This is a genomic window from Paramicrobacterium chengjingii (assembly GCF_011751765.2).
Taxonomy (GTDB): Bacteria; Actinomycetota; Actinomycetes; order Actinomycetales; family Microbacteriaceae; genus Paramicrobacterium; species Paramicrobacterium chengjingii.
Genome location: NZ_CP061169.1, coordinates 254,400 through 277,922 on the forward strand (window position 1 = coordinate 254,400; position 23,523 = coordinate 277,922).

Sequence of the window (23,523 nt, forward strand, 5' to 3'; positions counted from 1 at the left end):
TGGCGATTATGGAGCTATAGCCGCCGGATAACCGCCGAAATCGACACATGAATCTGAACCGGACGACCGGGCGCGCGGTAGCGTGAGGGCATGAGCGATGAACCCCAGGTGCGTGCTCGCGTTCAGAACGGTGTCGGGCATCTCACCCTCAACAGGCCGCGCGCGATCAATGCATTGACACATCGCATGATTATCAGCATCCGCGACGCGCTTGGTCAGTGGCGAACAGACTCCCGTGTGCACTCGGTGCTGCTCGACGGGGCGGGAGACCGGGGTTTGTGCGCGGGCGGCGACATTCGCGGGCTGCGCGAGAACGTTCTCGACGATCGCCCCAACGACACGCGTGACTTCTGGCGCGACGAGTACACGCTGTGCGCTGTCATCGCGAACTACCCCAAGCCCTACACAGTCCTGATGGACGGTGTCACGATGGGCGGCGGTGTCGGCGTTGCGTCGCACGGCAGCATCCGGGTTGTGACGGAACGCTCGAAGATCGCGATGCCTGAGACGCGCATCGGCCTCGCACCGGACATCGGCGGAACATGGCTTCTGTCGCGTGCGCCGGGCGAGATCGGCACGTATCTCGGTCTGAACGCCGCGACCATGTCGGGCGCGGATGCCGTCTGGTGCGGCTTTGCGGATCACCTCGTGCCGAGTACCAGCCTGCCCATGCTGCGTGATGCGCTGCTTGCGGGCGAAGAACCGACTGCGGCAGTCGCGCGTCTCGAGGTAGACCCGGGGCCAGCGCCGTTGGCGGCAGAGCAGCGGTGGATCGACGCCTGTTACAGCGCTGAGACGGTTCCCGAGATCATCGATCGGCTGGTGGCCGCGGGCACGGATGCCGCCCGCGCGGCGTTGTCGGAGCTCGCCGAGCTGTGTCCAACGAGTCTCGTGGCAACTCTTATGGGGGTGCGTCGCTCGGGGCAGCGCGACCAACTAGGCGACGTACTCGATCAGGAGTACCGCACATCGTCGTGGTTGCTTGACCGCCCCGACCTCGTGGAGGGCATTCGTGCGCGGGTCGTCGACAAAGATAATGCGCCGCGGTGGAATCCAGCCACGCTTGCCGAGGTCGACGTCGCCGAGGTCGAGCGCGTGATCGCCTGATCACCGTGCGCACGATCCTCAACGGGTCATTTCAGCAGGCGCGACAGCACCCGATCGGCGAGCACTTTGCCGCCGGTCTGACACGTGGGGCAGTACTGGAATGTGGAGTCAGAGAAGATCACCTGCCGCACGGTGTCTCCGCAGACCGGGCAGGCCTCGCCAAACCGGCCATGCACCTGCAAATGCGCCTTCTTCTCGCGCTTGAGGTCTGCGGCCGCGAGGCCATCGGCTCGGGCAACGGCTTCGTTGAGTGTCAGCTGGAGCGCGTCATAGAGCCGCGCCGCGTCGTCGGCATCCATGTCTGCTGGTTTGAACGGCGACATGCGCGCAGCGTGCAGAATCTCATCGGAGTAGGCGTTTCCAATTCCTGCGATCAGCGATTGATTCCGCAGAACGCCTTTGATCTGCGACCGGCCGGCTGTCGCAAGAATCTTCTGGAATACATCGAGCGTGAACGCGGCGTCGAGAGGATCGGGGCCGAGGCGCGCGATGCCGGGAACATCGACCGGATCGGATACGGCGTAGATCGCGAGGCTCTTCTTCGTTCCCGCCTCGGTGATGTCGAGCCCCGATCCAGCCTGCACACCCTCGTCTCCCGAGAGCATGAGCCGCGCGGCAAGCGGGCCTCTGCCGGGGCGGGCTGAGGTTTTTGGGGCAGAATCGCGCCATCTGATCCATCCGGCGCGAGCGAGATGGAGGATCAGGTGATTTGGCCCAACGCTCAGATCGAGGAACTTCCCGTGCCGTGTGACGTCGTCGACAGTGCGACCGTCAAACGTTGACAGCGGGATGCTGACGGTTTTCAGTGCTGAGATGGCCGACACATCAAGCCGCTCGATAATGTGGCCGCCGATCCTCCGCTTGAGGTCGCCGGCGAGCGCGTGAACCTCGGGCAACTCGGGCACGACACCAGTATGCGTCAGCCCACCGACATCGCGCATCCCGTGTAGGCCGCGGAAAGGCTCACGTTCTGGTCTCGACAATCGCCGTGCTCGACGTCTACCGTAAAGACATGGATGGCGATTCCGATCTCACTCCATTGCCCGACGGCTGGCAGCGCGCACTCGTGATCATGGCGCATCCAGATGATCCCGAGTACGGCGTCGGTGCTGCCGTTGCGACGTGGACGGCCGCGGGCAAGGACGTGCGCTACGTTCTCGGCACGCGTGGCGAGGCGGGTATCGCAGGGATGCAGCCCGATGAGTCCGCGCGCGTTCGCGAGGCCGAGCAGCGCCGGGCGATCGCCCACGTCGGCGTGAGTGAACTCGAGTTTCTCGACCACCGCGACGGCACAATCGAGTACTCATCCATCCTCCGACGCGACATCGCCGAGACCATTCGACGGCACAGGCCGGAGTTCGTGGTCACCATGAATTTCCACGAGACGTGGTTCCCCGGCGCGTGGAACAGCGCCGATCACCGTGCATTCGGCCTCGCAGTCATGGATGCCGTTTCAGACGCCGCCAACGAGTGGATCTTTCCCGACCTTTCAGACGACGGTTTCGAACCGTGGGCAGGCGTGCATCACGTCGCGGTGAACAGCCCAACCGGAACTCACGCGGTCGAGGTCTCCGATGGGGTGGATGCCGCGATAGCGTCACTCGTCGAGCACGCACAGTACCTTGCCGCGCTCAGTGGCGACCCGATTCTCGATCAGGCGACCCGCCAGGTTCTCAGCGTTACGGGCGGCCCGGATGCTTCGAAGCGCTACGTGCGCTTCGATCTCTACAACATGTAGCACATGTAGCGGAGTGATGCTGATTACGCACTCGGCCAGCATGAACGTCACACTCATATTCTCTGCTTAAGCTGGCGGCCATGGCTTCCGGAGATACCCCGACCTACACGACTTCATCTGATCTCTCCCCGCAGGGTGCCGACGCGTCGCACAAGCGGTCGTTCTTTGGTCAGCCGCGAGCGCTCGCTCACATCTTCGGAGTGGAAATGTGGGAGCGTTTCTCGTTCTACGGGATGCAGGGCATCCTCATCTACTACCTGTACTTCTCCGTCGCTGACGGCGGCCTCGGGATGCCGCAGGCCGCTGCCGCCGGAATCGTGGGCGCTTACGGGGGCGGGGTCTATCTGTCGACCGTTCTCGGCGCCTGGCTCGCCGACCGAGTCTTCGGTTCGGAACGCGTCTTGTTCTCGAGCGCGATCATCATCGTGTGCGGTCACGTGGCGCTCGCGCTTCTGCCGGGGTTCGTCGGAGTGGGCATTGGACTGATTCTCGTTGCTCTCGGCAGCGGCGGCCTCAAGGCCAACGCGACAAGCGTGGTCGGCACGTTGTACTCTCAGGACGACACGCGTCGGGATGCCGGTTTCTCGCTTTTCTATCTCGGAATCAACCTCGGCTCGTTCGTCGGCCCGATCGTGACCGGGGCCCTGCAGTCGAGCGTCGGTTTCCACATCGGCTTCGGTGCGGCTGCCGTCGGCATGGTTCTCGGGCTCATCCAGTACTCGATCGGTCGTCGGGGCCTGCCAGCGAGCGCCCGCGAAGTGCCGAACCCGCTATCTGGCGCCGGGCGACTCACCTGGACCTTCATTGGTGTCGTCGCTGTCGCTGTCGTTGTCGGCCTATGCCTCACCGGTGTGATCCGCGCCGACAATCTGCCGGGAATCGTGATCGCGGTGACGGTGCTTGCAGCGATCGCGTATTTCATCGTGCTGCTTACGAGCCGAAAGTTGGATGCTACGGAGCGACACCGCGTCTTCGCCTTCATCCCGCTCTTCCTCGCCTCGAGCGCGTTCTGGTCGCTATACCAACAGCAGTTCACCGTGATCCCGATCTACGCCGAGCAGCGCCTGGACCTCAACCTCTTCGGCTGGGCGATCCCGCCGACCTGGGTGCAGTCGATCAACCCGATCTTCATCATTCTGCTGTCCGGTGCGTTCGCGGCGCTGTGGACGAAGTGGGGCGCACGTCAGCCGTCGACGCCCGTCAAATTCGGTCTCGGCACAGCCGGTGTCGGTGTGGCGTTCTTGATCTTCCTCATTTGGTCTGGGGGAGAGGGGGCGACTACTCCGTTCTTCGCCATTGTTCTCATTCTCTTCGTATTCACGATTGCGGAGCTTCTTATCTCACCCGTCGGCCTCTCGGTGTCGACAAAGCTTGCGCCGCGCTCGATGCGGGCGCAGATGGTGGCGCTGTTCTTCCTCTCGATCGCTCTCGGCTCTGCTGTGTCGGGGCAGCTTGCGAGTCTGTACGAGTCGTTGCCCGAGGGAACGTACTTCAGCATCATCGGCGGCATCGCCATTGTGCTTGGCATCATTGTTGCGGCGATCTCGCCGTGGGTGCGGGGGCTCATGCGTGGCGTGCGCTGACAGTGCACCGATCACGTTCTGTATGCCTGCGGACGTACTGGGCCGCCGCGGCGTGACAGTACGACCGCAGATGTCAAAACAAGAGGCGTGACCCCGACGCTTAGTCGCGTATCAGACCAAGTGAGCGCACCGCGTCGCGCTCCGAGATGAGCTCGGCGACCGATGCGTCGATGCGCTCTCGAGAGATTGCGTCGATCTCGATGTTCGGAACGATCTCCCACTCGCCGCCGCGGGAGATCACGGGGAACGACGAGACGAGCCCCTCGGGAACCCCGTACGACCCGTCGGACACGATGCCGGCCGACGTCCACGCACCGGGCACCATGCCCAGAACCCAGTCACGCACGTGGTCGATGGCGGCGTTCGCCGCGGATGCTGCTGACGATGCGCCTCGCACGTCGATGATCTCGGCACCGCGCTTCGCCACCCGCGGAATGAACTCGTCGCGCACCCACGTGTCCTCGACGAGCTCGGTCGCTGGACGCCCCGCGACCGTGGCATTGCTGAGGTCGGGATGCTGTGTCGCCGAGTGGTTGCCCCAGATCGTGATGCCATCGATGTCGTCGACGGTTGCGCCAGTCTTTTGAGCAAGTTGCGCCACAGCGCGGTTGTGGTCGAGGCGGGTCATGGCTGTGAAGCGCTCGGCGGGAATGCCATCGGCGTGCGCTGCGGCGATCAATGCGTTGGTGTTCGCGGGGTTTCCCACGACGACAGTGCGAATATCGGATGCTGCCCGCTCGCCGATCGCTGCACCCTGTGGTCCGAAGATGCCGCCGTTCGCCTCGAGCAGGTCGGCGCGCTCCATTCCGGCACCGCGCGGTCGCGCTCCGACGAGCATTGCTACGTTCGCGCCATCGAATGCGTGGTGCACGTTGTCGGTGACCTCAATGCTCTCGAGCAGCGGGAATGCACAGTCGTCGAGCTCCATCGCCGTGCCCTCGGCGGCGCGCACAGCCTGAGGAATCTCGAGCAGTCGAAGCTTCACGGGCACATCGTCGCCGAGCATCTGTCCGCTCGCGATGCGGAAGAGCAGCGCGTAGCCGATCTGCCCCGCAGCTCCGGTGACGGTGATTGTTGTCGCGTTCGTCGTCATGTGGTTCCTTTGCGCGTTGGGGGCAACGTGAAGTCGGGGTGCGCAACCAGCCTACGGGCATGATCCGACCTGTGCCAGGTGGCTCCTTTGGCGTGCGAAGACACTGGTCCCAGGAGTAGTGGTTCACATTTTCGGCAAAGGAGATCAGCACGATCGGGAGCGGACTCGCCAAAGTCGCTGCGGGCTGACCGAGCCGCAGCAGCGTCAGAAGCTTTCGCGCCAGTCTCTGATGACACGGACCGCGTCGTCGAGGTGGGACTCCAAGATGAAGTGCCCACTTTCAATCAGCTCGATGCGAGCATCGGGGGAGTCTCGGAGGAATGCCGTGGCTCCGGCTGCACCGAAGATTTCGTCATTCTTGCCCCAGATGGCGAGAACAGGAACCCCGGAGCTGCGTAGCCACTTCTGAACGTCAGCGTACATCGGGCGGTTTGTCGCATAGTCGCCGAACAGGGTCAGCTGAGCGCGATCGACTCCGGGGCGCTCCAGAAGTGCAATGTCGTGCTCCCACGCATCCGGGTCGACGGTGGATGCATCTGGCACTCCGTGCGTGTACTGCCACTCGACGGCCTCTCGTCCGAGAGCCGGACGGAGGGCCGCCTCGTTTTCTGCGGAGGCATCAGCGGCGTATGCCCAGATGGGTGCCCAGAACTCGGGCACGAACCCTTCTTCATACGCGTTGCCGTTCTGCGAGATCACTCCCTCGACGGATTCAGGGCTGGCCAGCGCGAGGCGCCAACCAATCGGAGCACCGTAGTCGTGCACGTACATCGTGTACGTGGAGACTTCAAGCTGCGACAACAATTTCTGCGTGACATCGGCGAGTGAATCGAATGAGTACTCGAAGTCATCGGCAGAGGGTGCTGACGAACACCCAAAACCGATGTGATCCGGCGCGATCACCCGGTAGCGGTCCGCAAGGGCAGGAATGAGGTGCCGGAACATGTGCGAGCTCGTGGGGTAGCCGTGCAGCAACAAAAGAACGGGTGCGTCGTGGGGCCCGGCTTCACGATAGAAGACCTGCAAACCATCGATGGACGCTGTGCGGTGGTGAACGACAGGCATTACTAACTCCTTAAACTAGATTAACTGGTTAGTCACACGTTAGCATAGAAGGGAAACGATGCCGAAGGGTGCACATGGTTCACGACGAAGATCTTTTGCTTGCTGTGCTGAACAGTGCCCCTGTCGTCGACGGCACTCAGACTGACGCCCTGCAGGGCGCGGGGGGCAGTGAGCTTGTCGAACGATTCGGCGGTACGGGTTCCGCAGAGGAGATGTTCTGTGTGCGGCAGGTTCGCGATCTCCTCCACGAAGTGATTCGCGATGGCGCGGACGTCACCGAGCTCACCTCCATCGTGAGCAGCGCAGCGCTCACACCCCAGGTGACCGCCACCGGAATTGCGTGGGAGCTGCAGGCGCCGCCCGATGAAAGGCTCGCCATTCGCGCCGCACTTGCGTGGTCAGACGTGATTCAGAAACTACCTGGCCGCCTACGTGCCTGCGCGAACACCGAATGCAACCTGTTCCTCATTGACCACAGTCGCCCCGGCTCCGCCCGGTGGTGCTCGATGGCCACCTGCGGAAACAGAATGAAGGCGCGTAGTCACGCACGGCGGCAGCGCACGGCATAGATGCTCTCTGTGCCGACGCACGCATCGACGAAAGTCGGGCCAGTGTATACACTGAAAGAAGTACGAGAGAGTTACCTGCGCTTTCACGCGACGAGTTTCTCAGCAATGTATACATTGAAGGATGTTGGGAGGGGGATATGCGCGCCAGCGACACGGTGTACCGGGCGCTCCGCGAGGAAATTCTCGACGGCACGATCCCACCGGGAACGACACTCACCGAGGTGGAGCAGTCCACACGACTCGGCTACTCGCGCACCCCGGTGCGGGAAGCCCTTGGAAGGCTGACTGCCGACGGACTCGTTGCGGCAGCATCCGCCCGCGCTCTAGTCGTGACCGACGTCGCAGACGACGACATCACAGCGCTCTACGAACTGCGTGAAGCACTCGAGGTGACCGCCGCGCAGCTTGCCGCGGCCCGGCGCGACGTGCGCGAATTCGCCGACCTGCACGAGCAATTCACGCATGCGGCCGAGCTCGTCGACGGCGGGGAACACGAACTGCAGCGCTACTACGACCTCGTGACCGAGCTGGATGCCGCGATCGACATCGCCGTGGGCAACAGCTATCTCGAGCAGGCTCTGCGCAGCGTGCGATTGCACTCCGCTCGAGTGCGCCGCAGCGCACGGAGAAACCCCGAGCGACTGCGTCAGGCGGCATCCGAACACCTCTTGATCTGCCAGGCGATTCGCGACGGCGACGCCGCGCTCGCCGGTCATGCCACTCACGTGCACCTCCGTCTCAGTCGCGCCAACGCGCTCGCCGCCCCGCCGAATGCGGTGCAGACAGCATCCTGATGAAAGGGAACCATCCCATGAAGACCCACAACCTGCGCACTCACAGAAGCGACGAGAACCTCGAGCGCACGAGCCAGCTTGCCTGGGCGATCGCCGAGGTCGCCGCAGACGATGTCGAGGTGAGCGACGACGTCAGCGAGATGGTGATCAACCGTGTGATCGACAACGCGGCAGTCGCCGCAGCATCCGTCACCCGTGCCCCCGTAGCCGCCGCTCGCGCCCAGGCGCTGACGCACCCGGTGTCGGTGAACGGTGATGGCTCGACGGTGTTCGGGCGTGAGCCGTCGCGCCGCGTCAGCCCCGAGTGGGCGGCGTGGGCGAACGGCGTTGCCGTGCGCGAACTGGACTTCCACGACACATTTCTCTCAGCCGAGTACTCTCACCCGGGGGACAACATTCCCGCGATGGTTGCCGTCGGCCAGCACGTGGGCAGCACGGGGCGCGACGTCGTGCGGGGTATCGCAACGGGCTACGAGATTCAGATCGACCTGGTGAAGGCGATCAGCCTGCACAAGCACAAGATCGACCATGTCGCGCACCTCGGTCCCTCGGCTGCAGCGGGGCTCGGCACGATGCTGCACCTCGACCCCGAGGTGATCTTTCAAGCGATCGGACAGGCGCTGCACACCACGACAGCCACCCGGCAGTCGCGCAAGGGGCAGATCTCAACGTGGAAGGCGCACGCCCCGGCTTTCGCGGGGAAGATGGCCGTTGAGTCCGTCGACCGGGCAATGCGCGGCCAGACGTCGCCCGAACCCATTTGGGAGGGTGAAGATGGCGTGATCGCCTGGCTGCTCGACGGGCCGGAAGCGTCATATGACGTGTCGCTGCCCGAGCGAGGCGAAGCCAAACGGGCGATTCTCGACAGTTACACGAAGGAGCACTCCGCGGAGTACCAGGCGCAGGCCTGGATCGACCTTGCCCGAAAGCTGCACAACGAGCACCCGGAGCTGCTGGCGCCCGGCGCGATTCGCAGCGTCGTCATCCACACATCGCACCACACGCACTTCGTGATCGGCTCGGGTGCCAATGACCCGCAGAAGTACGACCCGAGCGCATCGCGCGAGACCCTCGACCACTCGATTCCGTACATTTTCGCCGTCGCGCTGCAAGACGGTGAGTGGCACCACGTGCGCTCCTACGCCCCCGAGCGGGCAGGCCGCCCCGACACTGTCGAGCTCTGGAAACGGATCACCACCGAGGAAGATCCCGAATGGACGCGTCGCTACCACTCGCTCGACCCGAAAGAGAAGGCGTTCGGCGGACGCGTCACGATCACGCTCACAGACGGCAGCGTCATCACCGATGAGATCGCCGTCGCCGATGCCCACCCGCTCGGAGCGAGACCGTTTGCCCGGGCGAACTACATCGAGAAGTTCCGCTCGCTCGCGGAGCCCGTAGTCACGGTAGACGAGATCGAGCGCTTTCTCGACGTTGCGCAGCGTCTTCCCGAGCTCGAGCCGCACGAGCTGGCAGATCTCACGTTCACCGTCGAACCCGGCGTGCTCGCCTCGGTGCCGACAACGAAGGGACTCTTCTAATGCTCTACTCGCAAATGGATGCCGGTGCCAAGCGTCGCGCGTTTCGAAAGCGCCTCGCGACGGGGGAGCTGCTGCGCTTCCCCGGTGCGTTCAACCCGCTGAGCGCCCGACTGATCGAGCGCAAGGGCTTCGACGGAGTCTATATCTCGGGCGCAGTGCTGAGCGCCGACCTCGGTCTGCCGGACATCGGGCTGACGACGCTTACCGAGGTAGCGACCCGCGCAGGTCAGATCGCGCGCATGACCGAGCTGCCCGCGATCGTCGACGCCGACACCGGCTTCGGCGAGCCGATGAACGTCGCCCGCACCATTCAGGAGCTCGAGAATGCCGGCTTGTCGGGAACGCACATCGAAGATCAGGTCAACCCCAAGCGCTGCGGTCACCTCGACGGCAAGCAGGTCGTCGACGAGTCGACGGCGCTGAAGCGCATCCGGGCAGCGGTCGATGCCCGCCGTGACCCGAACTTCCTCATCATGGCGCGCACCGACATTCGGGCCGTTGGCGGGCTCGACGCCGCGAAAGACCGCGCGAAGAAGCTCGTGGATGCTGGCGCAGACGCGATCTTCCCCGAGGCAATGCGCTCGCTCGACGAGTTCGACGCCGTGCGCAGCGCCGTCGACGTGCCGGTGCTGGCGAACATGACCGAGTTCGGCAAGAGCGAGCTGTTCACAACCGAGCAGCTCGCGAGCGTTGGAATCAACATCGTGATCTGGCCCGTTTCGCTTCTGCGCATGGCCATGGGCGCAGCATCCCGTGCCCTTGACACGCTGAACGACGAGGGCTCGCTCACGACACAGCTCGATGCAATGCAGCACCGCGCCGATCTCTACGACCTCATCGACTACGAGTCGTATAACCACTTCGACAGCTCGGTGTTCAACTTCGCAGTCGAAAAGTAACCCCATCTCGACGTAGAGTGCACACGTCACACCTGACGCAAAGGAGCATGATGACCGACACCGACATCAAAAAGGGCCTCGCCGGGGTCGTCGCGGACTACACCGCGATTTCGAAGGTGAACCCTGAGACGAACTCGCTGCTCTATCGCGGATACCCCGTGCAAGAGCTCGCGGAGTCGTGCAGCTTCGAGCAGGTTGCGTACCTGTTGTGGAACGGAGAGCTCCCGAGTGACGACGAGCTTGCCGAGTTTGAGAAGGTGGAGCGCGACCAGCGGGCGCTCGAGAGCAACGTGAAGCAGGCGATCGACCTGCTGCCGACGACGTGCCACCCGATGGACGTGATCCGCACAGCTGTGAGCGTCATCGGCGCGAACGATGAGTCGGCCGAAGACAATTCCATTGAGGCCAACCGGCAGAAGGCGGTGCGGCTGTACGCCAAGCTGCCTGCGATTGTCGCGTACGATCAGCGACGTCGTCGAGGCGAAGATGCCGTTGAACCCCGCGATGACCTCGGATACTCGGCAAACTTTCTCTGGATGACGTTCGGCGAAGAGCCGGACCAGGTCGTCGAGCACGCGTTCACCGTGTCGATGATCCTCTACGCGGAGCACTCGTTCAACGCGTCGACGTTCACGGCGCGCGTTGTGACATCGACTCTCGCCGACCTGTATTCGGCCGTCACCGCTGCCGTGGGTGCGTTGAAGGGTGCCCTGCACGGCGGCGCGAACGAGGCCGTGATGCATGCGCTTGACGAGATCAAGACGGCGGATGCTGCCGAGCAGTGGCTCGACGACGCACTCGGCGAGAAGCGTAAGATCATGGGCTTTGGACACCGTGTGTATAAGAATGGCGACTCGCGCGTGCCGAGCATGAAGAAGGCACTCGACTCCCTCGCTGAACACTACGATCGGCAGGACATGCTCGATCTGTATGAGGCGCTCGAGAGAGCGATGGGTGACCGCAAGAACATCAAGCCGAACCTCGACTACCCGTCTGGCCCGGCCTATAACCTGATGGGATTCGACACGCAGACGTTCACACCGCTGTTTGTTGCAGCACGCATCACCGGGTGGACGGCGCACATCGCTGAGCAGCTGGCGAGCAATTCGCTCATCCGGCCGCTGTCTGAGTACAACGGTCCGGACGAGCGCCACGTCGGGTAGCGGCCAGCTCCAGGAGCGGCTGTCAGTTCGTCGTCAAACCGCCGGCTTGTAGAGCGCGAACGGAGTGCCCTGATCGTCGGTGCACTCGATCCAGCGGCCGTGGGCTGACGCATCGCCCCCTGGTTCGTCTGCCGTTCCACCCAGAGCCCGGATCCGCTCAATCGCAGCATCCACGTCGTCGGGTTGGAATGCGAGCAGATTGGGGGAGCGAGCCCCGGATTCTCCACGCGGCCCAATGCCGCCCATGGGATCTGACCCGAGAACGTGGTAACCGCCCGCGCTCCCGGGCTCACTGAACGTCCAGTCGAAAACGTCGCCATAGAACGCGGCGGCCTTTTCCAGGTCGACGACATTCAGCACCCAGTACGAGAGTTGTGACGCCATGATTCACCTCCGTGTGCGTATGCACACAGAATACTCCCGTGGCGTGGGTCTGCTTCAGCTCGGCCAGTGCACATGCGTGTCTCGACGTTGATGCGCGAGCCGTGCGCGTTCGACGAGGTCATGGAGCGGCACGCGACCTCGGTAGCCGGCAGCGACGTCGGTGACAGTCACGGTGCCATCAGCAATCTCGTCGTCCCCAATGACAGTAAACACAGAATCGCGGCGGTCGCGTGCATCGCGAATGCGCGCACCGAGAGAACCGTCATATGCGACGCGAGCGCGCAGGCCCGCTGATGCCGCCGAATCAGCGAGTGCTCGGGCCGCAAGGTCGTGACGATCAGATATCGGAATCACGGCGAGTTGCATCGGCGCAATCCAGAACGGCAGGCGCCCCTTGTGATGTTCGAGGAGCGCGGCGGTGACGCGTTCCATGGATCCGACGGTCCCTCGATGGATCATCACGACTCGGCTGTCTTCGCCACGGTCATCGACGAAGGTGAGGTCGAACCGTTCAGGCTGATTGAAGTCCAATTGCACGGTGGCGATGGTCTCTTCGTGGCCGGCGTCGTTCCGGAACTGCAGATCGAGTTTCGGGCCGTAAAACGCTGCCTCGCCCGGTGCTTCGACGAGAACAGCGCCGCGTGAGGCGAGCACCCGGGTGGCGCCCTCACGAAGAGCATTCTGGGCATCGTTCCACTGCTCGGCGGTGCCGAGCCAGGCATCCGAGTCATCTCGGAGTGAGAGGCGAATGTCATCCACGGGAAGCCCGAGAATCGCCTGCGCCTCAAGCGCGGCTCGAAGTGCGCGTGCCACTTCGTCCGCCACCTGATCCGGGCGGCAGAACACATGGGTGTCGTCCAAATGGATCTCACGCACCCGGGTGAGGCCTGAGACGACGCCGGAGCGTTCGGCACGGAACATCGATGCGAGCTCGTTGAGGCGAAGGGGAAGTTCACGGTACGAATGGCGTTCGGCGGCGTAGATGAGCGCATGATGTGGGCAGTTCGCCGGACGCAGCATCACGTCGTCGCCTCCCAGTCTCATCGGGGGGAACATGTCGTCGGCGAACTTGGCGAGATGCCCTGATCGTTCGAAGAGCTCTCGCTTCCCCAAGACCGGCGAGTGGACCCCGATGCAGCCATCGTTGCGCGCAAGATCCGCGGCCAGCTTTTGCAGTTCGGAGCGAATGGCGGAGCCCGCGGGTAGCCAGAGGGGAAGTCCCGAGCCCGCAAGGGGGCTCGTCGAGTAAAGCTTCATAGTGCGATTGAGATCGCGGTGATCGACGTCCATCTGTTGTACCTCCAGTAATGAGGGAGAACATCCGGGGTGCAACAAAAAGCCCCGGAGTTGAACTCCGGGGCGAATATGACTCTGCAGATGTCAGAGGCCAGCGGCGCCGGAGCACACCGGCGTCGTCGTGACCTGAATCTGAAACTGCTGCACGGGTAGAAGCATATACCCGCTTACGCTTCAGCGTCGAGAGCGGCTGCGGAGAACTGCTCGGCCTGTTGGCGCAAACGGTGAAGCAGTTCGGGTGGCCCGTCGACGGTATAGGGCAGATGAGATGGTATCCAGGTAAGTCCCGAAACGAGGGCATCGATGCTCTCGGCTTCGACAGGCAGAATCGTCACGTTCTCACCGGAGGCGACTGCGTCGCGCGCCCACCACCCCAGCTCACGGGAGACAATGTCAAGGGGTGCGGAGATGCGCAGTGTTGTCGAGAGCGACGTCGATCTGAAGCGCACCGAGTCGCGCACGAGCTGCTCCGACTCACGGTCGTCGAGCGGCCGCGGATCGAATCGAACGCGCGTCAGAAACAGATTGGCTATGCGGTCGACGCGGAAGGTGCGCCAGGCGTCGCGATCGCGATCCCAGGCGAGCAGATACCACCGCCGCGCGAGAGGGACGAGACGGTGAGGTTCGGCTGATCGGGCGGATGCACGGCCAGCGGCATCCGTGTACTCGAATCGAACGCGCTCGCTGTCACGGCAGCACAGGGCAAGCAGACCGAGAAGCTCGGCAGCGACAGGAGGACCCTGCTCTGGTGACGTCGTGGCGTGCGATTGCAGCGCCTCGACCCGTCGTCGCAGCGTGGCGGGAAGCACCTGCTCGATCTTTGCGAGTGCGCTCACCGTTGTGTGTTCGGCGCCCCGAAGCCCGGCGGTTGCCTGCGAACGAAGTCCGATAGCGATCGCCACGCCCTCATCGTCGCTCAGCAGCAGAGGCGGCAGTCCGGTTCCGGCCTCGAGACGGTAGCCGCCGACGGCCCCGCGCGTCGCGTCGATGCCGTACCCGAGTTCTCTGAGGCGCTCGACATCGCGACGAAGTGTGCGCCCGCTCACCTTGAGTCGTTCTGCGAGCTCGCGTGCAGACCAGTGGCGGTGACTCTGCAGCAGCGAGAGCAGATCGAGCGTTCGTGACGTTGTTTCGGCCATATCTCCATTGTCATATTAATAAGGACAGAAAGTGTCCTATATGAATTGCACGATGGGTTCATGAGCACAGAAACCATGATCACCGCACGTGGCCTCCGAAAGACATTCCCCGCGAAAGGTGGCCCCGTCGAGGCCGTTCGCGGCGTCAACCTCGACGTTGAAGCGGGTGAACTCGTCGCATTTCTCGGCCCGAACGGAGCAGGCAAGTCCACGACGCTTCGCATGCTGACGACTCTGCTTCCACCCAGCGCGGGTGAGGCTGAGGTCGCCGGCCACTCCATCGCACGAGAGCCGGGGGAGGTGCGTCGCCGAATCGGCTACATCGGTCAGCGCTCCTCGGCATCAAATAGTCAACGCGTGCGTGATGAGCTGCGCAGTCAGGGCGCGTTCTACGGGCTCGGCCGTCGCGAGACCCGTGCTCGTGCAGACGAACTGCTTGAATCGCTTGAGCTCGCGGCCGTCGCTACACGGCAGGTACAGTCGCTCTCCGGCGGTCAACGTCGACGGCTCGACATTGCCCTCGGGCTCATCCATGCACCTGCCCTGCTGTTCCTCGACGAGCCGTCAACTGGACTTGACCCGCACAGCAGGGCGAACCTCTGGCAACACATCCTTGAGCTGCGCGCCCGCACAGGCACCACCATCTTCTTGACGACCCACTACCTCGACGAAGCAGACCAACTTGCCGAGCGCGTCATGGTCATGGACCATGGCGAGATCATCGCCGATGGAACGGCAACCTCGCTCAAGCATGGTCTTGCTGGCGACACGGTGACCCTCGGGTTCGAAACCGACGAGGATGCTCACGCGGCTGCAGCTCAGATCGGCGGCGAGGCCTCGGGGCAGACCGTCACGCTCGCCAGCGACGCGGGAGAACGGGCGGTGCCTCAGGCCGTGAGGCAGCTGGATGCCGCGGGCCTGCGCGCCGTCAGCGCCGAGTACCGTCGCCCGACGCTCGACGACGTCTTTCTCGCACTCACCGGGCGGAGCCTGCGTGAAGAAGGAGCGTCTCACCACCCGATTCCGGATGCCGTCGAGCATCCGGTCGTAACGACCCCGTGAAACCACACAACGTTCTGTCCACCAGAGGAGACATCATGACCACCACCATTTCCACCACAGATGAGATCATCGTCCCGAGGCCGACGGGTTTCGTCAGAGACGTCGCAAGTGTTGTGACGCGTGAACTCCGCCCGACGCTGCGCGACCCGTTCAGCCTCATCTTCAGTCTCGTTCAGCCGCTCTTCTTTCTTGGGCTCTTTGGCCCGCTGCTGGTCGCGACAACCGATGCTCCTGTCGGAGCTACCCTGCAATGGTTCGTTCCCGGAATTCTCGTCATGGTCGCTTTGTTCGGCACCGGATCCACGGGATCGAATCTGCTCGACGACATCATGGTCGGGTCCCACGAGCGCACTCTCGTCGCTCCGCTCTCCCGCAGTGCGCTGCTCGTCGGGCGGGCGCTCAAGGAGGTGGTTCCGCTCATGGCGCAGGGACTCATTGTCGTCCTCGTCGCCGTGCCATTCGGATTCAGCATCAGCATTCCTGGCCTCGTCGTGGGCCTGCTCGTGCTGGCGCTCTTCGGCATCGGATTCGGAGCGCTGAGTTACAGTCTCGCGCTCGCCGTCGTGGGCCGCGAGTGGATGTTCTGGCTCGTGCACCAGACAGTGCTGTTTCCGCTGCTCATCCTCTCGGGCATGCTGCTGCCGATCGACGACGGTCCGGGGTGGATGAAGGTCGCCGCAGCAATCAACCCGATCGGCTACGTCGTCGAGGCAGAGCGCGCTCTCTTCGCTGGCGATCTTGCCTCATCTGCGGTTCTCGGCGGACTCATTGCAGCATCAGCGATCACCGTCGTCGGACTGGTCATCGGAACGAGGGGGATGCGTCGCGCTCGGTGATCTGCTGGGGTTGCGGTCCGGCGATCAGTCGCCGGACTTCTTCCCGGAACGCGAGACGACAACGATTGAGACGACGATGGCTGCAAGGCCGAGGATGGTCAGCAGAAGGCTGATGGCCCAGCTAAGGTGCGCGATCGGCGCTGATCCGAGCTGGCCGAACGCCGAGGCCGGAACGCTCGCGCCATTCGACCGCAATCTCCCAGATGATGCTCCGGATGCCGCGTGGTTACGCTCTGTTCGAGAGCACGCAGAACTCGTTGCCTTCCGGGTCGAGCAGCACAACCCACGGCTCGTCTCCCGTCTGCCCGACATCAGCGCGGCGGGCGCCCAACGACAGCAGCCGCTCTACTTCTGCCTGCTGATCGTCCGGGCGGAAGTCTGGGTGCACCCGGTTCTTCACCTGCTTTGCACCGCTGTCATTGCCGAACAGGATGCCGGGCAGCCTGTCTGCACTCGGGCGAATCTCGACGCCGTCTGCATCGTCGACGATAACCCAGCCGAGCGCTTCTGCCCACCAACGCCCGAGCGACTGCGGGTCTTGCGAATCCACAATGATCTGTTCCCATTCCAAGGCCATCTGCCCAGGATAGATGACGCGCGCGCTACAGATTAGGAACTGCGCTACAGAAACTTCTGTAGCGCACAACCGGAACTGTAGCGCGTCCATCGGGAGGGACAAAGGTGCGTGCGAGCGAGGGACATGACGAGCGTGTGAGTGACAGTGCTGAGATGAACAGGCGAATGGGGGCAGAGGGGAGCAGTGGCCCGTGTGCATTGTGGGCAGAGGCACGTCGGCGCGCGATGGCAGTGCGGCGTGTTGTCGAACGCCGACAGTCGGGCGACGGTGACACGAAGCATCCGGATAGCCTCACGTCATGCACATGATTCTGCGTACGATGCTCGTCCTGACGCGCGCACGCCGCGCGCTTCGACACCGTGGGCCCTCCGACCCTTATTCGGTCAGCCGCCTGAGCCTGAGGGTGCTGCCGACAGATCTCGACATTTTGAAACACGTCAACAACGGCGTCTACTTCTCGCTCTTCGACCTCGGACGGTTCGACCTTCTCATGCGCAGCGGTATGTGGACGACGTTTAGCGAGCGCGGCTGGTATCCCGTTGTCGCGAGCGAGACCATCACTTTCCGCAAGTCGCTGACGCTCTGGCAGCGGTTCACCGTCGAGACGCGCATTCTCGGCTTCGACGATCGTGCGTTCTACCTGGAACATCGTGCGGTCGTGAAGGGCGAGGTGTACACGCGGGCGTTCATTCGCGCGCGCTTCCTCAAGAAATCCGGGGGCACGGTATCGGTCGATGAACTCCTCGACGCGATCGGTCATGACAGCTCGCGGGATCTGACCGTGCCCGAGTGGCTCGTCCAGTGGGGCACGGATGCTGCACTGCCGTCAACGCGACAGTCAGCGCCGAGTACCTGGCATTGACCTCGCGCCTCGACCTCGAGAGATCACCGGATTCCCACGATGCGTCCCTCCGGGTTTACCCGCTCACGGATGGCGCTCAATCGAGCCGCGTCCTGTGGAGTCCACGCGCGAGTTGCAACGTCGTCGCGCGACACCTCGCCGAGGAAGTTCACCGGAGTCTGAGGCGCCATCCACGGTGAAGCCTCAGCGACGAACGGTGCAATTGAGTCAGAGAACACCGCATCCAGTGGCTCCGGTGAGATTCCGAGCACGCTGAAGAGAAACTCACCGTCGCGGCCGCCGGCCGCCGATTCCGGCACGTCGCGGTGAGTTCCCACGTGACGAAGTTCCACGATCGTAAGTGGTGTCTCGCCGTGGGCACCGAACGTTGAGATGAGCTTCTCGAGAAAGCCGTCGTCAAGCGTCGTCACCGAGTGTGCCATCGACCACGCATGCATGGGCGACGGGTCTTCTGGGTCGTTGTGGATGCGGCCCATTTCGGCGAGCGGCATAGGGCCGATCTCGTCGACCATCGCGGGAGCTGCCTGCCTCAGGGGTGCGACGATGCCCTCTGCGTCTGACGCCGGTGCTGGAACAGCGACACGGATGCTGAGAACCGTTGTTCCGCGCATCGGAGCGGGAATCTGCGGAACATCGGGAAAGCGCATGATCGCCGCAGAGCTCGTCACCGTGTCGGGAACGTCGCGGGCCCAGCGCGACCACGCGCGCAGTACCTCGTCAATATGCTCCGCTGCGAATGTCATGCTGCCGGCGTACAGCGCGGGGATCTTGGCAAGCTCGACAGTTATCTCGGTCACGACGCCAAAGCCGGATTTGCCGCCCCGAAGTGCCCAGAATAGGTCGGGATTTTCGGTTTCGGATGCTGTCACGAGCTCGCCCTCGCCCGTGACGATCCGAACACGTCGCACCCAGTCAGAGCCGAAGCCGTGGCTGCGGGCGAGTGGCCCGAGGCCGCCGCCGAGCAGAAAGCCGACAACGCCGACTCCGGGTGCGGACCCCGTGATGGGCGCGAGATTGTGTGGCGCTGCGGCATCGGCGACGGTACGCCAGCGCAAACCCGCGCCGATCGTCGCGGTGCGGGCCTCAGCATCGATGTGCAATGCATCGAGCCGCCGTGTGGTGATGAGCATGCCGCCGTCAATGACGTGGGGCGTGCCGTGCCCGGTCGCCTGAATGTGGATCGCGAGGTCGTGCTCGCGCGCGAAGCGCACGGCCTCGACAACGTCTGCTTCGGACGCCGCACCGACGATGATGTCGGGGGAATGGTCGAGATAGAGAAACTGACCGCGTGCTTCGTCGGCCAACTGTGGATCGTCGTTCAGCAGAACCGGCCCTGTGACGCGTTCGGCGAGCGCAGCGGCATCCTGAACAAAATGAGGAGTCGTCATGAGTGAGAGCGTAGGGGTGGGTACCGACATTGTCGTGGATGCTCAGGAAATCCGAAGAAGTGAATGGGGCCCCTCGCCTACTCCGGGCCACTGTCGGAGGCAGCACATAGGGTGCTTGCATGACGTTCGTACAGCAGGGAATCGGTAAGGCTCTCGAGATTCCTCCTGTCGCACTGCGCACCGTGGCCGAGGCGCTCGGTGACGCACCCGACAACGGCCGCGGTGACGAGCGTTGCGTGTCGACGGTGTATCGACCGCGGCATCCGCTCGATCTGCGGGAAGTTCTCTCACCGCTTGCGCGGGGCGGAGACGGGCCCGGTTTTCGCCGCATGTCGGACGGCGCATGGGCGACGTTCCGTGCGCCAGACGGGCCCGTGACACTACGCATCTCAGCTCACGGCGAGGAGGTGCACGCGACGGCGTGGGGCGCCGGTGCCGCCTGGGCCATCGACGGGTTGCCCGAGCTGCTCGGCGATTCTGACGACTGGAGCGATCTCGACGTGTCGGCGAGCCCGCTGCTCACCGAGGTTCTGCGTCGAAACCCGGGCATCCGGCTCAGCCGAAACAGACGTGTCTTCGAAATGCTCGTGCCCTCGATCATCGAGCAGAAGGTGACGTGCACCGAGGCATGGAGATCGTGGCGGCTGCTCGTGCGCCGCCATGGAACGCCCGCGCCCGGGCCGGCACCGGATGGCATGTGGGTGGCACCGGATGCTTCAGGCTGGCGCCACATCCCGAGCTGGGAATGGCACGCGGTCGGCGTGGGGCCGCAGCGTGCGCAAGCCGTCGTGCGCGCGAGTCGCGTCGCCGACGCTCTCGAGCGCACGATCGCAGAACCACCGGAGAGAGCATCCTCGCGCCTTCAGAGCCTGCCGGGCGTCGGTGCATGGACGGCCGCCGAAGTGACGGCACGCTCACACGGCGACCCGGATGCCGTCAGCGTCGGCGACTTCCACCTCGCCGCTTCGGTGGGCACCGCCATCGTCGGCGAGCCCGTCGACGACGACGCGATGCTCGAACTGCTTGAGCCGTGGTCGGGGCAGCGCCAGAGGGTGCTGCGGCTCGTCGCGCTCAGCGGCATCCGAAAACCTCGGCGTGGCCCGCGCATCACGCGCCAAGACCACCGCTGGCACTGAATGCCGGCACAGTTCTCAGCGTTCACGCAGGCGAACGAGGCGTTCGTGGCCGCTTTCTTCGAGCTCGGTCATGCTGTCGCGTGACTTCAGGAAGTCGTTGAACGACCGGTAGCCGAGCGCCTTCTCGCTGAACGAAGGGTCCATGCGGCGCATGTGAGTCTTCACCGCAGACGTGTGCAACCACTCGTCCGAACCGCTCTTGTCGTGCCCGAGTCGCAGCGCCCGCTCGAGCAGTGCGGTCGCGGCATCCTGATCGTCTGGGTCGCTCGACTCGTCAGAGCCGGTCTCAGGGTGGTCGTCGGGCTCCGCCGCCTTCGCCTTGCGGGCTGTCTTTGTCTTTGCCTGAACTGGCTCCACCCGGGCTACCCCGGAGAGCGACTCGTACGACTCGAACTCGTCGCACGCCGCCGCCAGCGACTTCGCGGTCGAACCGGCCACGCCCACGCCGACCACATAGCGCCCGAGTCGCTTGCACCGTTGCGCGAGAGGCACGTAGTCGGAATCGCCGCCCACGATCACGACGTGCGTGAGATCGGGCAGCCGGAACATGTCTTCAACGGCATCGACGGCAAGCCTGATGTCTGCACCGTTCTTAGCGTATGCGGCGGCAGGGAAGAGCTGCACGAGATCGACAGCACGCGCGACAAGCTGCGATCTGTATTCCGCGTTGACGCGCAGTGACCAGTCAGCGTAGGCGCGCGTCAGTACGAGCGTGCCAAAGGATGCCGCGAAGTCGATGATCGCGCCAACCTCGATCATCGCCTGGTTCAGCCGTTCGATGACGACCGGGTCGTCGGGGTTGTCGGTGATTTTCTGACGATCTTTCCCATAGGAGTTGCGGCCGTGCACGCGGTCGTACCAGGAGATGACGATGTTGTCGAAATCGAGATAGACGGCGACGCGGGGATCCTGAGCCTCAACCATGGTGCTCCTCTGCGGGTTAGTGCCTGCTGCCGTTCAGTCTCGCACGGTTCTCAGGGAGAGCGTCAGTAGTCGTTCGCAGCTACGGCCTCGGACTCGCCAGGGTGGAACCGTCGCAGGTGCACATGGCGGGCGAAGCGAATGAGCGGTCGGATCAGCATCTCGACGCTGCCGATGACGAAGAGCCAGGTCGCCGCGTAGCTCGTCGCCTCAGAGAAGAAGAGGAAACTGCCCACGATGAACCAGAGACCGATCAGGATGTCGTTGACGATGCTGAGCGTCTCGTATCGCTTGCGGATGACGAGTTCTTCCGGCCCCAGATGAATCACTAGGGCTCCCCGTGCGCCGCCTGCAGCCGTGGCGTCTGACATCGTGCTCCTTCCTCGCGCGGGACACGCGAGCCGCCGGGTGCGGCACGGGCGTGCGCCCTGCACGCTTCACATTCTTTCGCTCATGCGTCCCATATGCTCGCCGGGACTTCGTAGAGTGAGCGTTTGGGAGGCATGAACAGCAAACAGCGTCGACGTCTGGAATTGTTGAGAGTGTGAGTTCTGAATCGGTCGCCCCGCGCAAACCGCGCCTCGGACGCGACGTCTACGTTCTGGGCGTCGTTGCGTTCTTCGTGATGGTGGGCTTCGGCGTCGTCGTGCCCGTGCTTCCCGTGTTCGTGCGCAGTTTCGACGTCGGCTATCTCGAAGTGGGTGCCGTCGTATCGGCATTCGCATTCATGCGCTTGATCGCGAGTCCGTTCTGCGGGTGGCTGATCAAGCGCGGTGGCGAACGCACGATTCTCGCGATCGGCATCGGGATCGTCGCCGTGTCGAGTGCGCTCGTCGGCGTTGCCCAGACCTACGTCGAGGTGCTGGTGCTGCGCGGCGCGGGCGGCATCGGCTCTGCCATGTTCTCGGTATCGGCAATGACGCTGCTGCTTGGCTCGACGCCGCTGTCGCTCCGTGGTCGCGCCGTTGGCTTTTACCAGGGCGGCTTCTTGATTGGCGGAATGGCGGGCCCTGCGCTCGGTGGGCTGCTCGCTCTCGTCTCTCTGCGCGCCCCGTTCTTCTTCTATGCCGGAACGCTCGCGATCGCGGGACTGGTTGGGCTGTTCATGCTGCATCGCACCGAGACAACCGAAACCGGGGCGAACGCCATTGTGAAGCCCTTTCGTGAGGTCGTGCGCGACGTGCGCTATCAGGCAGCGTGCCTGGCTAACTTCACACAGGGTTGGGCGGGTCTCGGAGTGCGCAGCGCCCTCGTGCCCGTGCTTGTGGTGGAGGTGCTGCACCACGACCCGGCCTGGACAGGCATCGCCTTCGCCATTGCTGCCGTCGTGCAGACGCTGACTCTTGCACCGGCAGGCACATTCGTCGACAAAGTGGGGCGTCGCCCGGCGATCATCGGAGCATACGCGCTCGCGGCGGCGTCGCTCGTCGTGATGCCGTTCGTCGGCGATCTGTGGATGCTCGTCGTGCTGCTCGCGCTGTATGGCGTGGCGTCGGCGTTCACCGGCACCGCGCCCGCGGCATCCGTTGGTGATGCTGCGGGAGCTCGCAGCGGAACTCCCGTCGCCGTGTTCTCGATGTTCTCAGACCTCGGTGCGATCATCGGTCCGCTTGCCGCGGGGCTTCTCGTCGACACGATCTCATATGGCGCCGCGTTTGGTGTCGCGGCAGCTCTGCTGCTGGCAGCATCCATTTATGCGTTCAGGATGCCGCGAGGCTTCCGAGCGTCTCAGACGCCGTCCTGATCTCCGGGAGTCGTGCGCGTCGGTGGTCTATGCGACCATTCCGTTATGGCTATCGACGTGCTGCCAGCCACGAACTTCGACGACGTTGCCACGCTTGTCGGTCCCAAGAGGCCGGACGCCAACGTGTGCTTCTGTCTGAGCTATCGCCTTCAGGCGAAGGAGCACAACCAACTGCATGGCGCCGCTCGGGGCGAGCGTGTCAGACAGCTGTGTGCCGAGACACCGCCGCCCGGCGTGATCGCCTATGAGAACGACGAGCCAGTCGCGTGGGCAGGCGTCCACCCACGCGCGGACACGAGCTTTGCCCGCAACCGAAAGATTCCACACGTCGACGATCTCGACGTGTGGAGCATCTGGTGCATGAGGGTGCGGCCCGGGCACCGCAAGCAGGGCCTTGTACACCCGCTGCTCGCGGGTGCCGTCGCGTTCGCGCGCGAGAACGGAGCGCCCGCTGTTGAGGGGTACCCGGTCGACAACGGCGTGAAGAAGGTCGACCTGACCATGGCCTACGTCGGCACCCGCGCCACATTCGAGAAGGCGGGATTCGTGAAGGCCGCAGATACGACATCGGTGCTCAACGGTTTTCCCCGCGTTCTCATGAGGCTTGACCTTCGGTGATGCCGATG

Annotated in this window: 25 protein-coding genes; 14 read left to right on the forward strand and 11 right to left on the reverse strand. The window is 63.9% G+C overall.

Going from position 1 to position 23,523, the window contains the following annotated elements; genetic code table 11:
• Positions 1 to 90: 90 nt before the first annotated feature.
• Positions 91 to 1,107 (forward strand): enoyl-CoA hydratase/isomerase family protein, encoded by a 1,017-nt coding sequence (locus tag HCR76_RS01310; protein ID WP_166985566.1) that lies wholly within the window; start codon positions 91 to 93, stop codon positions 1,105 to 1,107.
• Between the two features lie 26 nt (positions 1,108 to 1,133).
• Here HCR76_RS01310 and HCR76_RS01315 read toward each other — a convergent pair whose 3' ends face one another.
• Positions 1,134 to 2,012: a DNA-formamidopyrimidine glycosylase family protein gene (locus HCR76_RS01315; RefSeq protein WP_166985563.1), complete on the reverse strand. Its 879-nt coding sequence runs from the start codon at positions 2,010 to 2,012 to the stop codon at positions 1,134 to 1,136.
• 107 nt (positions 2,013 to 2,119) lie between these two features.
• On the opposite strand from HCR76_RS01315, the gene HCR76_RS01320 reads away from it, so the two are divergent.
• Positions 2,120 to 2,845: a PIG-L deacetylase family protein gene (locus tag HCR76_RS01320; RefSeq protein ID WP_166985560.1), complete on the forward strand. Its 726-nt coding sequence runs from the start codon at positions 2,120 to 2,122 to the stop codon at positions 2,843 to 2,845.
• A gap of 80 nt (positions 2,846 to 2,925) precedes the next feature.
• Entirely contained in the window at positions 2,926 to 4,428 is a 1,503-nt protein-coding gene (locus tag HCR76_RS01325; RefSeq protein ID WP_166985557.1) for a peptide MFS transporter, read from the forward strand.
• A 100-nt stretch (positions 4,429 to 4,528) separates the two neighbouring features.
• On the opposite strand, the gene HCR76_RS01330 is transcribed toward HCR76_RS01325, so the two are convergent.
• Positions 4,529 to 5,521 (reverse strand): malate dehydrogenase, encoded by a 993-nt coding sequence (locus HCR76_RS01330; protein ID WP_166985554.1) that lies wholly within the window; start codon positions 5,519 to 5,521, stop codon positions 4,529 to 4,531.
• A 204-nt stretch (positions 5,522 to 5,725) separates the two neighbouring features.
• A complete protein-coding gene (locus HCR76_RS01335; protein WP_166985550.1) occupies positions 5,726 to 6,586 on the reverse strand; it encodes an alpha/beta fold hydrolase in 861 nt (286 codons plus the stop codon).
• Positions 6,587 to 6,660: 74 nt separating this feature from the next.
• Here HCR76_RS01335 and HCR76_RS01340 point away from each other — a divergent pair, with 74 nt between their 5' ends.
• The 5 genes from HCR76_RS01340 to HCR76_RS01360 all read left to right on the forward strand — a co-directional run bounded on the left by HCR76_RS01340 (position 6,661) and on the right by HCR76_RS01360 (position 11,552).
• Complete coding sequence (locus HCR76_RS01340) at positions 6,661 to 7,155, forward strand: CGNR zinc finger domain-containing protein (protein WP_166985547.1); 495 nt, start codon at positions 6,661 to 6,663, stop codon at positions 7,153 to 7,155.
• A gap of 137 nt (positions 7,156 to 7,292) precedes the next feature.
• Positions 7,293 to 7,949: a GntR family transcriptional regulator gene (locus tag HCR76_RS01345; protein ID WP_166985544.1), complete on the forward strand. Its 657-nt coding sequence runs from the start codon at positions 7,293 to 7,295 to the stop codon at positions 7,947 to 7,949.
• Positions 7,950 to 7,966: 17 nt separating this feature from the next.
• The gene (locus tag HCR76_RS01350; protein ID WP_166985541.1) at positions 7,967 to 9,490 is read left to right on the forward strand and encodes an MmgE/PrpD family protein; all 1,524 of its coding nucleotides are present in this window, start codon (positions 7,967 to 7,969) and stop codon (positions 9,488 to 9,490) included.
• Complete coding sequence (gene prpB / locus HCR76_RS01355; RefSeq protein WP_166985538.1) at positions 9,490 to 10,389, forward strand: methylisocitrate lyase; 900 nt, start codon at positions 9,490 to 9,492, stop codon at positions 10,387 to 10,389. The genes HCR76_RS01350 and prpB overlap by 1 nt, the downstream gene beginning before the upstream one ends.
• 50 nt (positions 10,390 to 10,439) lie before the next feature.
• Positions 10,440 to 11,552 carry a bifunctional 2-methylcitrate synthase/citrate synthase gene (locus tag HCR76_RS01360; RefSeq protein ID WP_166988051.1) on the forward strand — a complete coding sequence of 371 codons (1,113 nt, stop codon included), beginning with the start codon at positions 10,440 to 10,442 and terminating at the stop codon, positions 11,550 to 11,552.
• Between the two features lie 33 nt (positions 11,553 to 11,585).
• Here HCR76_RS01360 and HCR76_RS01365 read toward each other — a convergent pair whose 3' ends face one another.
• The 3 genes from HCR76_RS01365 to HCR76_RS01375 all read right to left on the reverse strand — a co-directional run bounded on the left by HCR76_RS01365 (position 11,586) and on the right by HCR76_RS01375 (position 14,371).
• Positions 11,586 to 11,936: a VOC family protein gene (locus HCR76_RS01365; protein WP_166985535.1), complete on the reverse strand. Its 351-nt coding sequence runs from the start codon at positions 11,934 to 11,936 to the stop codon at positions 11,586 to 11,588.
• A 54-nt stretch (positions 11,937 to 11,990) separates the two neighbouring features.
• Positions 11,991 to 13,226, reverse strand: coding sequence for a threonine--tRNA ligase (gene thrS, locus HCR76_RS01370; protein ID WP_166985533.1), 1,236 nt, complete (start codon positions 13,224 to 13,226; stop codon positions 11,991 to 11,993).
• Between the two features lie 173 nt (positions 13,227 to 13,399).
• On the reverse strand, positions 13,400 to 14,371 hold the full coding sequence (locus tag HCR76_RS01375) for a helix-turn-helix transcriptional regulator (RefSeq protein WP_166985530.1): 972 nt from the start codon (positions 14,369 to 14,371) through the stop codon (positions 13,400 to 13,402).
• Positions 14,372 to 14,431: 60 nt separating this feature from the next.
• Between HCR76_RS01375 and HCR76_RS01380 the strand changes: the two genes are divergently transcribed.
• The gene (locus HCR76_RS01380; protein ID WP_198248114.1) at positions 14,432 to 15,433 is read left to right on the forward strand and encodes an ATP-binding cassette domain-containing protein; all 1,002 of its coding nucleotides are present in this window, start codon (positions 14,432 to 14,434) and stop codon (positions 15,431 to 15,433) included.
• A 35-nt stretch (positions 15,434 to 15,468) separates the two neighbouring features.
• Complete coding sequence (locus HCR76_RS01385) at positions 15,469 to 16,269, forward strand: ABC transporter permease (protein ID WP_166985527.1); 801 nt, start codon at positions 15,469 to 15,471, stop codon at positions 16,267 to 16,269.
• Between the two features lie 24 nt (positions 16,270 to 16,293).
• Here the strand turns inward: HCR76_RS01385 and HCR76_RS01390 are convergent, their stop codons facing one another.
• Positions 16,294 to 16,464, reverse strand: a complete 171-nt coding sequence (locus tag HCR76_RS01390; protein WP_166985524.1) for a hypothetical protein — start codon at positions 16,462 to 16,464, stop codon at positions 16,294 to 16,296.
• A gap of 31 nt (positions 16,465 to 16,495) precedes the next feature.
• Positions 16,496 to 16,846 carry a VOC family protein gene (locus HCR76_RS01395; protein ID WP_166985521.1) on the reverse strand — a complete coding sequence of 117 codons (351 nt, stop codon included), beginning with the start codon at positions 16,844 to 16,846 and terminating at the stop codon, positions 16,496 to 16,498.
• A gap of 298 nt (positions 16,847 to 17,144) precedes the next feature.
• Here HCR76_RS01395 and HCR76_RS01400 point away from each other — a divergent pair, with 298 nt between their 5' ends.
• The gene (locus HCR76_RS01400) at positions 17,145 to 17,708 is read left to right on the forward strand and encodes an acyl-CoA thioesterase (RefSeq protein WP_166985518.1); all 564 of its coding nucleotides are present in this window, start codon (positions 17,145 to 17,147) and stop codon (positions 17,706 to 17,708) included.
• A gap of 23 nt (positions 17,709 to 17,731) precedes the next feature.
• On the opposite strand, the gene HCR76_RS01405 is transcribed toward HCR76_RS01400, so the two are convergent.
• The gene (locus HCR76_RS01405; protein ID WP_166985515.1) at positions 17,732 to 19,096 is read right to left on the reverse strand and encodes an FAD-binding oxidoreductase; all 1,365 of its coding nucleotides are present in this window, start codon (positions 19,094 to 19,096) and stop codon (positions 17,732 to 17,734) included.
• A gap of 119 nt (positions 19,097 to 19,215) precedes the next feature.
• On the opposite strand from HCR76_RS01405, the gene HCR76_RS01410 reads away from it, so the two are divergent.
• Entirely contained in the window at positions 19,216 to 20,232 is a 1,017-nt protein-coding gene (locus HCR76_RS01410; RefSeq protein ID WP_244971450.1) for a DNA-3-methyladenine glycosylase family protein, read from the forward strand.
• Positions 20,233 to 20,247: 15 nt separating this feature from the next.
• On the opposite strand, the gene HCR76_RS01415 is transcribed toward HCR76_RS01410, so the two are convergent.
• Both HCR76_RS01415 and HCR76_RS01420 read right to left on the reverse strand, forming a co-directional pair.
• The gene (locus HCR76_RS01415; protein ID WP_166985512.1) at positions 20,248 to 21,156 is read right to left on the reverse strand and encodes an NYN domain-containing protein; all 909 of its coding nucleotides are present in this window, start codon (positions 21,154 to 21,156) and stop codon (positions 20,248 to 20,250) included.
• 62 nt (positions 21,157 to 21,218) lie between these two features.
• Positions 21,219 to 21,524: a YrhK family protein gene (locus tag HCR76_RS01420; protein WP_166985509.1), complete on the reverse strand. Its 306-nt coding sequence runs from the start codon at positions 21,522 to 21,524 to the stop codon at positions 21,219 to 21,221.
• Positions 21,525 to 21,697: 173 nt separating this feature from the next.
• Here HCR76_RS01420 and HCR76_RS01425 point away from each other — a divergent pair, with 173 nt between their 5' ends.
• Together HCR76_RS01425 and HCR76_RS01430 are read left to right on the forward strand one after the other, a co-directional pair.
• The gene (locus HCR76_RS01425) at positions 21,698 to 22,897 is read left to right on the forward strand and encodes an MFS transporter (RefSeq protein WP_244971451.1); all 1,200 of its coding nucleotides are present in this window, start codon (positions 21,698 to 21,700) and stop codon (positions 22,895 to 22,897) included.
• A 45-nt stretch (positions 22,898 to 22,942) separates the two neighbouring features.
• The gene (locus tag HCR76_RS01430) at positions 22,943 to 23,515 is read left to right on the forward strand and encodes a GNAT family N-acetyltransferase (protein WP_166985506.1); all 573 of its coding nucleotides are present in this window, start codon (positions 22,943 to 22,945) and stop codon (positions 23,513 to 23,515) included.
• Positions 23,516 to 23,523 lie beyond the last annotated feature (8 nt).